11 protein-coding genes and 1 tRNA gene are annotated in these 13,039 nt (G+C 55.5%); 8 read left to right on the top strand and 4 right to left on the bottom strand.

Annotated features, from left to right (window positions below):
- The coding region (locus VKV18_RS14375; RefSeq protein WP_414647201.1) for a sugar phosphate isomerase/epimerase family protein at positions 1–324 on the bottom strand (324 nt) is incomplete at its 3' end.
- A gap of 112 nt (positions 325–436) precedes the next feature.
- Positions 437–1,621 (bottom strand): hypothetical protein, encoded by a 1,185-nt coding sequence (locus VKV18_RS14380; RefSeq protein WP_324204876.1) that lies wholly within the window; start codon positions 1,619–1,621, stop codon positions 437–439.
- A 770-nt stretch (positions 1,622–2,391) separates the two neighbouring features.
- Here VKV18_RS14380 and VKV18_RS14385 point away from each other — a divergent pair.
- A tRNA-Val gene (locus tag VKV18_RS14385) sits at positions 2,392–2,463 on the top strand.
- 270 nt (positions 2,464–2,733) lie between these two features.
- The gene (locus tag VKV18_RS14390; protein WP_324204877.1) at positions 2,734–3,105 is read left to right on the top strand and encodes a VOC family protein; all 372 of its coding nucleotides are present in this window, start codon (positions 2,734–2,736) and stop codon (positions 3,103–3,105) included.
- Between the two features lies 1 nt (position 3,106).
- On the opposite strand, the gene VKV18_RS14395 is transcribed toward VKV18_RS14390, so the two are convergent.
- Positions 3,107–4,762 carry a tetratricopeptide repeat protein gene (locus VKV18_RS14395; RefSeq protein WP_324204878.1) on the bottom strand — a complete coding sequence of 552 codons (1,656 nt, stop codon included), beginning with the start codon at positions 4,760–4,762 and terminating at the stop codon, positions 3,107–3,109.
- A gap of 1,451 nt (positions 4,763–6,213) precedes the next feature.
- Between VKV18_RS14395 and wecB the strand changes: the two genes are divergently transcribed.
- The 6 genes from wecB (at position 6,214) to VKV18_RS14425 (ending at position 12,558) form a co-directional block, all read left to right on the top strand.
- The gene (wecB, locus tag VKV18_RS14400) at positions 6,214–7,344 is read left to right on the top strand and encodes a non-hydrolyzing UDP-N-acetylglucosamine 2-epimerase (protein ID WP_324204879.1); all 1,131 of its coding nucleotides are present in this window, start codon (positions 6,214–6,216) and stop codon (positions 7,342–7,344) included.
- A 227-nt stretch (positions 7,345–7,571) separates the two neighbouring features.
- On the top strand, positions 7,572–7,967 hold the full coding sequence (locus VKV18_RS14405; RefSeq protein ID WP_324204880.1) for a hypothetical protein: 396 nt from the start codon (positions 7,572–7,574) through the stop codon (positions 7,965–7,967).
- 153 nt (positions 7,968–8,120) lie between these two features.
- The gene (locus VKV18_RS14410) at positions 8,121–8,741 is read left to right on the top strand and encodes a MotA/TolQ/ExbB proton channel family protein (protein WP_324204881.1); all 621 of its coding nucleotides are present in this window, start codon (positions 8,121–8,123) and stop codon (positions 8,739–8,741) included.
- Positions 8,742–8,754: 13 nt separating this feature from the next.
- Positions 8,755–9,165: an ExbD/TolR family protein gene (locus tag VKV18_RS14415; RefSeq protein ID WP_075162996.1), complete on the top strand. Its 411-nt coding sequence runs from the start codon at positions 8,755–8,757 to the stop codon at positions 9,163–9,165.
- A gap of 13 nt (positions 9,166–9,178) precedes the next feature.
- On the top strand, positions 9,179–10,018 hold the full coding sequence (locus VKV18_RS14420; protein WP_324204882.1) for an energy transducer TonB: 840 nt from the start codon (positions 9,179–9,181) through the stop codon (positions 10,016–10,018).
- An 11-nt stretch (positions 10,019–10,029) separates the two neighbouring features.
- Positions 10,030–12,558, top strand: a complete 2,529-nt coding sequence (locus VKV18_RS14425; RefSeq protein WP_324204883.1) for a TonB-dependent receptor — start codon at positions 10,030–10,032, stop codon at positions 12,556–12,558.
- Between the two features lie 121 nt (positions 12,559–12,679).
- On the opposite strand, the gene VKV18_RS14430 is transcribed toward VKV18_RS14425, so the two are convergent.
- A partial coding sequence (locus VKV18_RS14430; RefSeq protein WP_324204884.1) for a hypothetical protein occupies positions 12,680–13,039 on the bottom strand: 360 nt, incomplete at its 5' end.

Consider the following 13,039-nt stretch of genomic DNA (forward strand, 5'->3'; position numbering starts at 1 on the left):
TCTAAGCCAGGCCTCTTTGGACTCGGTGTATTGACGGGGAAGGCCGGGCACAATGAGGAATTTGTTGCCTAGGGTCTTATGAAACTCGATGCTTTTGGCCAGCTCATCGCCGAGAAGCGTTTCGATTCCCACATGCGCCCCACAGCATTTGAGACCAAAATCGTCCAGCATCTTACGAAGCTCCGCAGCCCCGTAGCCGTGGTAGCCGGCGAACTCCACCCCCTCGTAGCCCATCTGGGCTACCGCCTTCAGCACGCCGGGAAGGTCTTTGGCGCACTGCTCGCGTACCGAATAGAGTTGAAGACCAATCGGTATTTTTGCCATTGTCAGCTCCTTGGTTTTATTGCTTTTCCGAGCACCGCCAAGTATTCTACCACACCGCCGTTCCCTAGAAAAGATAAGAGGCTACTATTGCTTTTTAGGCTTGCGGGTTCGGCTATCCTTCGCCCCGCCGAAACGGTTGGACGCGGTAGAAGTGCTCGGCTTGGTCTTGCATGCCCGATTCCCAATTATCGTGCGCATCGGGCGGCGGCAGCCAGGGCGGTAGTTCAAGCAGCAACGTTTCCGCAAGGCGCTGTACATAAGGCTCGTACTCCTGGCGCAGCCTGCGGAGGGCAGCCCACCGTTCCGGCTTCCCTATATCAACCCCACTTCCCTCTAAGAGCTGCATGAGCGGCTCCTGCTGTGCGTCCGGCAGCCTATCCGGTAGCGGGTGCGGCGGAAGGGAGTCCATTTTAATGTAGTTAATATCTACCACCGCATGGCGTGCCATGGCATAGCAGCAATAGGCTCGCCAGGCCAGTCGGCGTTGAGCCGGTGTGCGCGCATCCAGCCCCACTTTCAACAGGGCTGTCGCGTCAAGGAGGGCTGTGATGGTGGAAAGCCAAGATACCCTATCGTGCTGCGAGCGATAGGCGAGGAGGGTAGGATACGACAGATGGCTCTCTAGCAGTTCGGCGCACCAGCGTTCGGCCTCCTGAAGGAACACGCAAAGGGCTTCAAGGCCGACGGTACTGCGCTCAAGGCCGACATTCTCTTCCCCGATCTGATCGATCTCTGCGTGGCGCCGGATTAGCTCGGCCCCACAAGGGGGCGAGCCTGCACGCGAGTCGAGCAGCAGAATGCCGCTCTCCCGCCGTGAAAACGCTTGATAGAGGGTGGGCATATAGCTGATAATAAGGGCGAGAAAGCCAAGGCCTATTCCGGCCGTGACAACGGCTAACGTGCGTGTTCCTAGGGAGGCGCCCGGTCGCTGCAGCCCCAGGGTGACAAAACAGGAGGCCGTATTGAGCAACTCGATCGGAAAACTCGGCGTTCCCTTTGTGAAAGCCAGCGCGTCGAAACCCCATTGCACGAGGGCGATGCCGAGCACAAGCCCTAGCGCCCAAATAGGGATCAGCAACAGAGTTGCCAACGGGCCGTACATGCCCAGAATAAGCTCTCGCCCTCTATTGCCGCAAAGGCGCGAGAGAGCAACCCAAAGCCACCAGAAAAGCCTGTGGAAATAGCGCGTAAAGCGAAAGAAGCTTATCACCGAGCGGGGCATAACCGCCGACTCGAAGGCGTCCCATGCCGTTAATAGAGCGAGGACGGTGCCGACAACGATGCTCAAAACCCCCATTGGAGTGCAACCCCTCCTTTCCGTTGCGGTGTTATTATGCGCTATTCCCTCTGCAAAGGCACAGGGTAGGCACAAGTGGGGCTTGAAGAGCCGGCGATACGCCTGTCCTTTCGAGCCGCAGGCATCTGTCCTTTCGAGCCGAAGGCATCTGTCATTTCGAGCCGAAGGCGAGAAATCTTGTGTTTCCATCCCCACCGGTTCTGAGGGAAAGAGGGTGAGACTACAGAATGCCGACGCCCAAGCCCCCTCTCATCCCCCCGCACGCGGGGGGATACTGCTCTCCCCCTACAGGGGGAGGGTTGGGATGGGCCTGTCGAGGCTGCCAGTCTCACAGTTCTAGAGGCAGTTTTACAAAGCAAGCCTGTCTTGTCCGTCCCCTATCCCTGCCTTTCGTCTTGCAGACAGCAACGCAGCGGCCAGAGAGATAGGAGATTAAGAGAATAAAACAGGCCGCTGAGGTATTTATTGTGTCTTACTTATTGAAGAAAGGGAGCTACTGTGTTTAGTTTCCAGTTCTAGAGCAAGTGAGCAAGGCAAGGTAAGCTTGAGGGAAGTTATCTATTACATTTCAACGCTCTGCGGTTTTCTCGATGTACACCCCGAAGCCCATCGTAAACAAAAGGAGGGGTAGACAGAACGATGGGATGACTTAGAGGGTTTTCCGTAGCCTCAAAAGGCGACGAGACGCTTCTTAATGTCGCAGACTGTGCCATTGTCTCCCTCTCTGGCTTGACATCGGCAGAGAGAGGAGTGTAAAATAGGCCTTGTTTGGGCGGTTGGCTCAGGGGTAGAGCGCTTCCTTGACACGGAAGAGGTCAGTGGTTCAAATCCACTACCGCCCATGTTTTGTTGTGCAGAAGCCTCCCAGACGGAGAGATCGCCGTTCCCTAAGCGAGAAGTTTTCTGCCCTTTCTCCTTACCCCTTTTATGGATACCTCTTCAAGCAAACGCTTCTAGGCAAGCGCGACTATGCGTTTTTGATGGGCATATCCACCAAACGTCCATCTGTACCACTTTGTTTGCACACATGCCCGCGTGAGGTTAAGCAGGAATAGCTGCAGAGAACACCGAATAGGCTTTGCAAAGCAAAACACCTAGAAGGGAGAAAGAGCATGGGCTTTACCGTTCGCGAGCTAAACCATGTGGCCATTCATGTGCAAGACCTCGATACCTCCGTAGATTTTTATGAGCGGGTGATGGGGTTGCCCCGCATTCCGCGCCCTAACTTTAATTTCCCCGGCGCCTGGTTTGCCCTTGGGAACCAAGAGTTGCACCTTATCGAAGACAAGCAACTCACACCGTGCACTCGTCGGCACCACCATTTCGCGCTACAGGTGGAAGACACCTACGCGGTTCGCGAGGAGTTAGAGGCAAAGGGCTGGAACCATTTCGTAAGCCACGGCCCTCGTCCCGACGGAGCCATCCAGCTTTTTATCTTAGACCCAGATGGCTATGTCATTGAGCTTGTCTCGCCCCCGAAATAGCCTAATCGCTCTTTGCATACTCTAGAACCAACAGCCGATGCGGGTAGTCTATGGTAGCACGTTTGGCGCTCGCTACAAATCCGGTGCCTAAAAGCCCACCGAATTCAAAATCCTCGGCAGGGTTTATCTGCGAATCGAGCAGATCGGCTCCAATGGCCGGATTGATCTGCCATTTAAGCGGCGTGCCCTCTTTCGATTCGATTTGAAGGGTTAACGGCTCACGAAACACCACCACTTTCTGATGTGTGTCGCTGGTACCGATGCCGAATTGCCCTTGAATCTGAAGCTCTCTGGCGCTGTTGGGTCTCATCTTCTGCTGCAACTGGCGCGCTAGACGAAGCGAAACAAGCCCTTCGGCATCGGCCCCGGTATCTACCAGAGACCAGGTGGGCTGTGTGTTGAACAGGGTGTGCACCACAATATCGCCCTCTTGAAGATGAAATGGAATGGTCACACTATAGTCACCGGGTTCAGGGGGCGGCGCCTTCGCATCCTTCCCGCGGGCAAACAGGAGGGTCTTTTTCGCGTAGTCAATGGTGATCACATAGTCGGTGAAGGCGCTTACTCCCAAAATGCCATCGAAGTTGCCGGGCAGGTTGGAGGTTGTCTCTATCGGTATGGTGGCAAAAGTTTCAGGCCCCATCTGCATACGCGGCGCCAAATAGATGCGGGTAGGCTCCTTACCGTTCACTCCATAGATAAGAGAACGGGAGATAAGCGGCAGCTGCAGTCTATCGGCCACAGAGGTGTTGAGGGTAATGTCGGCGCCACCGCCCGTATCAAACATTAAACGTGCCTGAACATCGCCGATCTGCACCGGAACGACCACATAGTTGCCGGCCAGCTCCACAGGAACAGTAAAGGACAGAACCCCGCCGTCGGTTTCCGCCGCCTTCATCTGACTTTGAGAGATAGGCGAGAGCGGCTCAAAGGGAGTGTGGTTAATGAGACGCCTTAACAAAGGCAGATGCGAGGGCAGCGACTCCATGGTCAGCGTGTTAGGGTGCCCTTTCGGGCAAAGGCTGAGGTAAGAGGCGAGGTCTACAAAGTCGCTGAGTCGAATGGTGTCTTTATTGCTCGCTTCATCCACCACATAATACCACGCCTCAGGCCACAATGGGTGAACGTCGGTGGCCTGCAGCAGCAGGGTACGTGCCTGGGCGTCATCTCCGTTCCACTCATACAGACGCCCCTGAGCGATAAGACCCCAATAGTCTTTAGGATCGAGTTGCAGCGAACGGGCGGCCTCGCCTTGCGCACGGTCTGGCTCGCCGGCTCTGAGAAGAGCGCAGGCTAGTAGCCCGTGGACATCCGCATTGTTGGGGTCGAGGCGAATCGCCGCTTCTGCTGCCGAGATCGCTTCCTCCCAAAGATCGAGGCGAAGCAGCGTGCGGACAAGCCCTATTCTCAGCCCGATCTGTTGGGGAGCCCGTTGGATGGCCTGCCGATAAGCCTTAGCGGCGGCTTCAAACTGGTTTTGTAGAAAAAGCTGTTCGGGGTCGGGGCTTTGCGCTACCGGTGGCGCTTTTATTGAGGGGGAGGGCGTCGGCCTTGAGGGAGGGGCTGCTCCGGGGAGGGCCCATGCGGCTGTAGAGGCGTCTATCCAGAGACAGCCTGCAGCACAAAGCAAGATACTGATCTTCCAAAAACGGGTCATATTTTCGTACCTTTGATATCTAGCACAAGGCGAATCGTGAGAGCAGCAAGACGATGCTCAAGAGATTCTCTAAAAAATTATGCACCATGCTACCCAAAATCTCAACAAAACGCTATTCGCTTTCGCGAATGGGTTATCGAGGGCAACGGCTCTGTTTTCCACTTCGCAGCAAGAGACGGCTGCTGCAACCCGCAGGCCAAGCCCAATGCGTCCGAGTCAATGCCCACCGCCTTTAGCTTGCTAGTCTTCCCTCTCTCTAAGGGGGGTTGGGCTGCAGAGGCTAGCAGTTAGTAAAGATTGACAATTTACATTATCCATAGCAAAGCTGTGCCGTATGTAAGGGTAACCCTTGTGGTTACTCCCTTGTAGTTACCCGACCATCATGAAATCGGCTCTAGAGGCAGTTAGCAAAACAAGCCTACCTTGCTCGCCCCCTATCCCATCCTTTCCCCCGATTCGGGAGAAAGGAGGCGGTTATAGTGAGTTCTCGAAGGGAAGGTTATCATAAAAAACTGCCAATGAGCTTACTGGTCTCCCCTCTCCCTGATAGGGGGAGGGGCGGGGGGGTGGGGGCTGTAAGGGCACCCCTTGAGGGAGGGCGTCAGTCTTGAAGAACCGGTGAAATAGACGCCTGTCATTTCGAGCCGAAGGCGAGAAATCTTGAATTTCAATTCCTACCGGTGCTGAGGGGTAGGAAGTGGGGCTGTTGAAACTGCCAATCTCGCGGTTCTAGAGCAAGTCAGCAAAGTGAGCTTATCTCGCTCGCCCCCTATCCCATCCTTTCCCCCGATTCGGGAGGTGCTAGCGCACGGCGATGCAGCGGCCAGGAAGATAAGCGATTAAGACAACCTTCCAGGCCGCTGAGTTGCCCACCGCGAGGTGCCCCTCTCCCAAATTGGGGGAGGGCGCCCTGCCCCAGAAAATCTTGCGATTTTCTGGGGACCCCAGCATCGGCCTTGAGGGGCGGGGGGGGTGGGGGCTTGAAGAGCCGGCGATACGACTGTCCTTTCGAGCCAAAGACGAGAGGAACAACTGTCATTTCGAGCCGAAGGCATCTGTCATTTCGAGCCGCAGGCGAGAAATCTTGAATTTCAATTCCTACCGGTGCTGAGGGGTAGGAGGTGGGGCTGCAGAGGCTGTCAATCTCACGGTTCTAGAGCTAGTTTGCAGAGCAAACTTGTCTTGTTCGCCCCCTATCCCGTCCTCTCCCCCGATTCGGGAGGTGCTAGCGCACGGTGAGGCAGCGGCCAGAGAGATAGGTGATGCAGGGAGTGATGCAGCCGCTGAGGTGCTTGCTGTATCCGAAATGGACAAAGAGGGCGGTTGTGGTGAGTTTCCAAAGAAAAGCTTATCAAAGGAGACTGCCTGTAGGGGCACGGTGACCGTGCCCCTACTTGTTGTCCTTACCCCTGCCTCAGTTTTTGTGAAGAATTGAGGTAATCTTTAGTGTCATGTCTAAGACATCTGCTCCGAAACGTGTGCTCTGCGTGTTTGGCACGCGCCCCGATACGGTGAAGATGGCGCCGGTGGTTCATGCCTTAAAACGGTACCCGCAAGACTTCACCGTGCGTGTGGTGGTTACCGGTCAACACCGAGAACAGATGGAACAGGCTCTCCGCGTCTTTCAGATAACGCCCGACAGCGATCTCGCCATTATGCAGCACGGGCAAACCCTCGCCCAGATCACCGTGCGCGCCCTTGAAGGGCTAGATGCAGAGCTTGCATCCCATCCCGCCGACATCTGCCTTGCCCAAGGCGACACCACAACGACCTTTGTAGCAGCCCTCGCCGCCTTCTATCATAAGGTGCCTTTTGGTCATGTGGAGGCTGGGCTACGTACCGGCAAGCGCTACGACCCTTTTCCGGAAGAGATGAATCGTCGCCTTACCGCCCCTCTCGCCACATGGCATTTTGCCCCCACCGAGCAGGCTCGCGAGAATCTCTTACGAGAAGGCATCGCTCCTAACACCATCTTCGTTACAGGCAACACCAGCATAGACGCACTGCTTTCTGTGGCTGCCCAACCGGCTACGTTCGACGACCCGCGGCTGAAGGCGATTGTGGAAAGCGACCAGCGCCTGATTCTAGTGACTGCTCACCGAAGAGAAAATTGGGGGGCGCCTATGGAGCGAATCGCGCGCGCTTTGGCCCTGCTCGCGCAGCGCTTTCCCGACTGTGCTATCGTGGTGCCCATGCATCGCAACCCCATCGTGCGGCAGACCCTGCAATCCGTCCTTGCAGAAGTTGACGGCGTAGTCCTTGTGGAACCACAGGAGTATGTTCCCTTTGTGCACCTCATGAAACGCGCAACGCTTATTTTAACCGATAGCGGCGGTGTGCAAGAGGAGGCCCCGGCGCTGGGGGTGCCTGTGCTCGTTCTCCGCGAAACCACCGAACGACCGGAGGGCGTGGAGGCCGGAACCAACCGCCTCGTGGGCACCGACACCGAAACGATTGTGGCCGAGGCGAGTCGGTTGCTTAACGACCCGGAAGCCTATGCTCAGATGGCACGCGCCGTGAACCCCTACGGCGATGGACACGCAGCGGAACGCATTGTCACTATACTACGACAGGCACAATAGTGCCGACTTTCGGGAAGGACAAAAAATTTTCCCTCCGTATTCGCGTGAGATTCTGCGCTCGCATGGTGTCTATATATTACACGAAAGCCCTCTTAGAGAGGCGACCTCCCGATGTGCCCCAGCAAGACCTCCCCTAAAACACCCTCCCAACTTTGATGATGTCTTTAGAGGGAACAAAGTTTTCTTGAAATCAAGTATACTAGGTTAAGGTGGAGCGGATACTTTTTATGTCTGGGCTACAGAGGCGTTCGCGCCATAAGCACTCTAACTATCTCCGCTGGATACGGCAAACAGCTCGACTGATGCTGTTCGCCTATCTTTTGCTCGCCGTTCTAGGCGAGATCACCCATGCCTACGAACATCAGGGGGAGTGGCAGGCTGCCGTCCAACAGATCGCTTCGGAACAATCCTCTCACCAACCCCATATTTCCGCGATCGCGCTATTACAACCGCATCCTTGCGCCCTGTGCACTTGGCAGGCGAATAACCTCTCCCCAAGCCTTCCTACACAGCACCCTGCAGAGCGTCTTAACAACTATCCGCTGTCGCCATCTATCTACTCTGTAGCCGCTTTGCTCATCTACCCGCCAACCACCTCCTCTCGCTCACCGCCTCACGCCTAACCTCCTCAAATACGTTCTTCTTCTGTCTTCAACCCTGTTTATTGGCATTATAGGCGGCCTTTGCATAAGGTCTCCTTTTAGAGTGCCCTGAAGACACACAAATACCTACTTCAAATCCCGACATTTATAACAATCATTTGAGAGGAAAACACCATGAATGAGGTTCTAAAGTTCATTCACGGTGGAGGCTTTATGATGTATCCGCTCATCCTCGCCTCCATCGTGCTTATTGCCGTCATCATCGAGCGCGCCATCTCGCTTCGACGCTCCATTAGTGATGGAGATGAGTTGCTCGACCTGATCAAAGAGGCCGATCGGCAAGACCCCTCCCATAAGCGGGCTATTGCGGTGTGCGAAGGAACCCGCACTCCCCTCGGCCGCATCTTCGCGCGAGGTCTCAGAAACGCCCATCGTGACGTGGAGGCCATCGAGATGGCCATGGAGCAAGAAGCGGCCAACGAAATACCCGCTTTGGAAGCCAACCTTATCGTCATCAAAACGATCGTCAACATCTCCCCTCTGCTCGGCTTGTTGGGAACCATTGCCGGCATGATTCGCTCTTTCCGCGCGGCATCGGAACATGGCCTCTCCAACCCCACCCAGATTCTCGGAGGCATTGCAGAAGCCCTTATCTCCACGGCAACCGGCATCACCTTAGCGGTCATCGGCTTCATCGCCTTTAACTACTTCAGCAACCTCGTGCGAAAAATCAACGAGGACCTTGAGTTCTATAGCGCCGAACTGGTTAACTATCTCACCGGTCGCGTGGATTGAAAGGGGGCGGATTATGCGGAAGCTTGTAAGGATTCCACGCAGAAAACCCTTAGAAGAGGCCGAGATCATCGTCATCCCGATGATCGACGTCATGATGTTCCTCCTCTTCTTCTTCATGGTCGCCAGTTTAGCCATGGTCATTCAGGCGGGGCTGCCGGTAAACCTTCCGAAGGCCTCAACGGCCTCAAACCACTCCTCCCAAAACATCACCATTACGATTCAGAGGGACGGTGCGACCTTCCTCAACACAACACCGACCCCACTTAATCGCCTTGCAGACGCTTTAAGAGCGCTCCACGTCACCGATAAAGACCTCGTTATCATCAATGCCGATAAGGATGTGCTTCATGGAGTGGTGGTAGAGGCGATGGATCAGGCGCGTCAGGCCGGCGTCACCCAGTTCGCCATTGCAGCGGTAAAGTGAGGAGGTTATAACAATGCGACGCCGACGTAGAGGCAACTCGCTGCTTACCAAAACACTCGTTATTTCGATCCTAATCAATATTGTGCTTCTACCCATCCTGGCAAAGTTTGGAGCCTTTAAAAAGGTGGAGGGTGAATTAATTCACGTCACCATGGTGCAGTTGCCCCCTCCAGTTCAAGAGCGACAGCAGCCTAAAGTAGAAAAGAAACAGCCCAAAAAACTTCCCCCGAAACACCTTGAAAATAAGAAGACGCATACCAACGTACACTCGCAGCAGCCCGTCCATACGCATCCCTCTAACCTGCCTAAAGTGATCGCTGCCACCTCCACAGGCAGTGGAGGTGGTAATGGAGGGGCTACGGTGGATAATACGGGTACCGGCGTGGCCGGGCAAGTGCCTAAACCCCTTACAAACCCCACTCCGCCGCCCAAACCGAAGCCCACACCACCGCCCCAACCGCAGCCCAAGCAGCCGACACCGCCGCCTACCCCCCAAAAACCCACCGAGGTTGCGGTGGCAAAGCCAACCCCTCAGCCGGAGCCACAACCACAGCCTGCACCGCAGCCCGTCTTTACCTTGGCCGAGCCGGCGCTTCCGTTGGCAGAGGAGCCTCAACCTCAAATTCCCGATGATCTGCGCTATCAGCCTCTCGATGCCATGTGCGTTGTGGAAGTGACCGTAGAGCCGGACGGCACCGTCGCCTCGGCGCGCATCGTGCAATCCTCCGGTCATGATACGCTCGATCAACTCGCTCTCGAGGCTGCACGCCAATGGAAGTTCAAACCCGGTACGCGCAACGGCGTCCCTGTAGAGAGCACTGCCAGACTGCATTTTCACTTCGAGGTAGATTAGGGGAAAACGTTATGCCATTTATCAACGCGCCTATCTCTTCCAATACCAAAACTTTTGTTCCACGCTATGTCAGTTTCATCGTGCTGAATCCGGCCACTCAGCAGCCTCTAACTACCGCCGAGATCACGCTGCAGAGAGGCTCAAACGGAGAGGAGACAGCTGTGCTCACTCCCTCTCTTATGGAAAAAAACCATGCCACCCCGGTCTTCGATCTCTGTACCTGGCATACGGTGTCGTCTGTGCCCAAACACCAACAGACGGCTATCATCCACCTGTTCTTAAACCACAGCCTGTGCCTTCAACTCAGCTCCCAGCGCTCTTTGTCAAACCAGTCTCCGCCCACGGCAGATATCTTCGTGGTTGTGAAGGCCTCCCTGCTTCAACGCCGCCAGGTAGAGCAGTCCGCCACCATTACCCACAACCAGATTCAGCAGTTTGGCGGAGGAGCAGGAGCCACCATCCAGTCCATTACGAAAACGCAGGCCGGTGTCGCTAATGACTCCGCCGGTCAAGAGCACATTCGTGGAGAACATGCGGAAATCTCTTATGTGGTGGATGGCGTGCCTCTACCCGAAATTCTCTCCGGGCAGCAGAGTGCGGTCGTCGTCCCCTCCACCATTCAAACCCTTCAGCTCCTCACCGGCTCTTACCCGCCCGAATTCGGCATGCAGACGGCCGGCATTCTCAACATTACCACCCTGCCCGGCGCCAAGAAACCCGTTGGGGAGTACGACCTTCAAGCCGGCAGCTACTCCACCACAAACGGCGATCTGAACCTGGAGGGTCCTATCGGAAAGAGGGGAGACTATGTGTTCGATTTCGCTGCCACCCGCACCCTGAACGCCCAAGACCCTCAACAACCCGATGACCAGACCGCCCACAACGCCGGTTCCAGCGTAAACGAGTTCGCCAAACTGCGTTTTCGGCCAAGTCCTAAAGACACCCTCATTCTCACCCTCAACCAGTCGCCGGACACCTATCAAATCAATAACCGTACCGGCCTGCCCGACTCGTTTGCCCTTGCAGGGGAGGGTTTTGGCTTTCTCGGCCTGCGCAATCGCGACGGTTCCATTCCCTCTATTAACATTGTGAACCCAAATGGGCTTGGCGCGGCTCCCATCGTGCTGCCTTCCCAACAGGCCGAGCATATGGATATTGACCAAAGAGAGGTTAACGAATACTCCACGCTCTCATGGCAGCGTCAGCTCAATCGTACCGATTCACTGCTCTTTGCCGTCACCTTTCTCCATGCCGGCGCCGATCTCACCAACCATAATCCGCCGGTAGATGTGCTCAACCTGCCCGTAGATAACTCCATTGAGTACAACCCAACGGCTATTCGGAACGTGCATCACTCTCAAATCTATGCGGCCGTTACGCTCCCTCGAAAAAACCATGAGATCAAGTTCGGAATTCTCAACGATACCCAGATCGGTAACGAGTCATATCAGATCATTCCGGCCAGCCAACTTGCCCTAGATGATCTCGCGGTTGTAGACCCGGCTCTCGCCCCTCCTGGCGCCCCTAAACAGGCGACCGACGCCCAGGGGCACCCGCTGTTCGACTCAAGTGGAAAGCCCGTTTATGTCACCGATGTCTACGGCAATCCCGTTTATGTGCCTACCAGCAGCACGGTGCCAACGCTGAACGTTCATCGTTCCGGCTTCTATCGCGCCGCTTACATACAGGATACCTGGAAGGTCTCTTCCCGTTTTACCTTTAACTATGGCCTACGCTTCGACTGGTTTCGGCAGGGGCAGAACTTGGGGCAACCCGTTGTGGACACCAACTCGCTCTGTCCCCGCCTCAATTTCGCCTACAACCCCGATCGGTTCACCTCGATACGATGGTCTTATAACCGACTCTTCAACACGCCGCCGCTCGCCCAAGGCAGCATTGTGGGCGCTCCCATTCAGCCGGAGACCTTAAACCAGTACGACATCAGCGTTCAACGGCTGATCGGCCGCGGTCAAACGGTGAAACTCGCCTACTACATTAAAGACATCCGCAACCAGGTAGATACCGGCCTGCTTATTCCCGGCAGCCAAATTGGGCTTTACTCCGCCGTCAACTTCCAGATCGGCGGGGTACACGGTGTTGAATTCAGCTACGATCTCACCCCGCCCAACGGTATAGGTCTTGACGGGTTTGTAAACTATACCTACTCCATCGCCTCGCCTGCCGGCTTCGACAACACGGGTGCGCCTGCCCCCTTCTTTAACGATCACGACCAACGCAACACCGTGGGGGCAGGGTTTGGCTATACTTGGAAAAACCAGGCCAATGTCTCTTTCGTCTTTACCTACGGCAGCGGCCTCGCCAGCAGCATCGTGCCACCCAGTCCTTTCCGAACTCCCAACAGCGAGTTAGACCTGCATCTCTCCACCGGCTCTCGGTTCCTAAAAGGTTTGGGGGCGCTTAACCTCGATATCGAGAACGTCTTTGATAGCCGCAGCGTCATCAACTTTCAATCTGGCTTCAGCGGTACCCGCTTCCAACAAGGCCGTCGCATCTTCCTCTCCTTATCCAGCAAGTTCTAAACGCGGGACGGCTCATCAGGAACCATCGTCTTGCGTGCTATGTGGAGTAGGGGCGGGGTAACCCCGCCCCTACACGATAGGTCAGCTGACAACGATCCGCGTACGGGCGATGCCTCATCTTTTACTGTAAAGGCAGCTGAACAAACCGCAAAGCCTTCCCATCATAGCCCCAAATACGACCAAAACTATCCGCTATAAACGACATGGACATCGGCACCTTCACCTCATGCAACGCCCCCACATCAGGCCTTGCCAAACTTCGATAGACATACACCTCTATCTCCCCTGCCTGACGCCAACGCCATACATACATCCGCTTTGGAGAAGACCAGGTTAACAGCCAAGGAGACTTTGTTGAGGCAGGCAACTCCTTCTCTACATGGCTTGCCCCGGTAACAGGGTCTATACTGACCACAGCCATTAAACCACTCTGCCGCTGACGCGCTAGAACCACAATACGCCCTGAGGCATCGGCATAGGG

It is taken from the genome of Chthonomonas sp. (assembly GCF_035294505.1).
Taxonomy (GTDB): Bacteria; Armatimonadota; Chthonomonadetes; order Chthonomonadales; family Chthonomonadaceae; genus Chthonomonas.

Bases quoted from the DNA above. Each gene is read 5' to 3' on its own strand.
- wecB (WP_324204879.1), top strand. From the start codon at position 6,214: ATGTCTAAGACATCTGCTCCGAAACGTGTGCTCTGCGTGTTTGGCACG.
- VKV18_RS14405 (WP_324204880.1), top strand. From the start codon at position 7,572: ATGTCTGGGCTACAGAGGCGTTCGCGCCATAAGCACTCTAACTATCTC.
- VKV18_RS14380 (WP_324204876.1), bottom strand. From the start codon at position 1,621: ATGGGGGTTTTGAGCATCGTTGTCGGCACCGTCCTCGCTCTATTAACG.
- VKV18_RS14390 (WP_324204877.1), top strand. From the start codon at position 2,734: ATGGGCTTTACCGTTCGCGAGCTAAACCATGTGGCCATTCATGTGCAA.
- VKV18_RS14410 (WP_324204881.1), top strand. From the start codon at position 8,121: ATGAATGAGGTTCTAAAGTTCATTCACGGTGGAGGCTTTATGATGTAT.
- VKV18_RS14415 (WP_075162996.1), top strand. From the start codon at position 8,755: ATGCGGAAGCTTGTAAGGATTCCACGCAGAAAACCCTTAGAAGAGGCC.
- VKV18_RS14425 (WP_324204883.1), top strand. From the start codon at position 10,030: ATGCCATTTATCAACGCGCCTATCTCTTCCAATACCAAAACTTTTGTT.
- VKV18_RS14395 (WP_324204878.1), bottom strand. From the start codon at position 4,762: ATGACCCGTTTTTGGAAGATCAGTATCTTGCTTTGTGCTGCAGGCTGT.
- VKV18_RS14420 (WP_324204882.1), top strand. From the start codon at position 9,179: ATGCGACGCCGACGTAGAGGCAACTCGCTGCTTACCAAAACACTCGTT.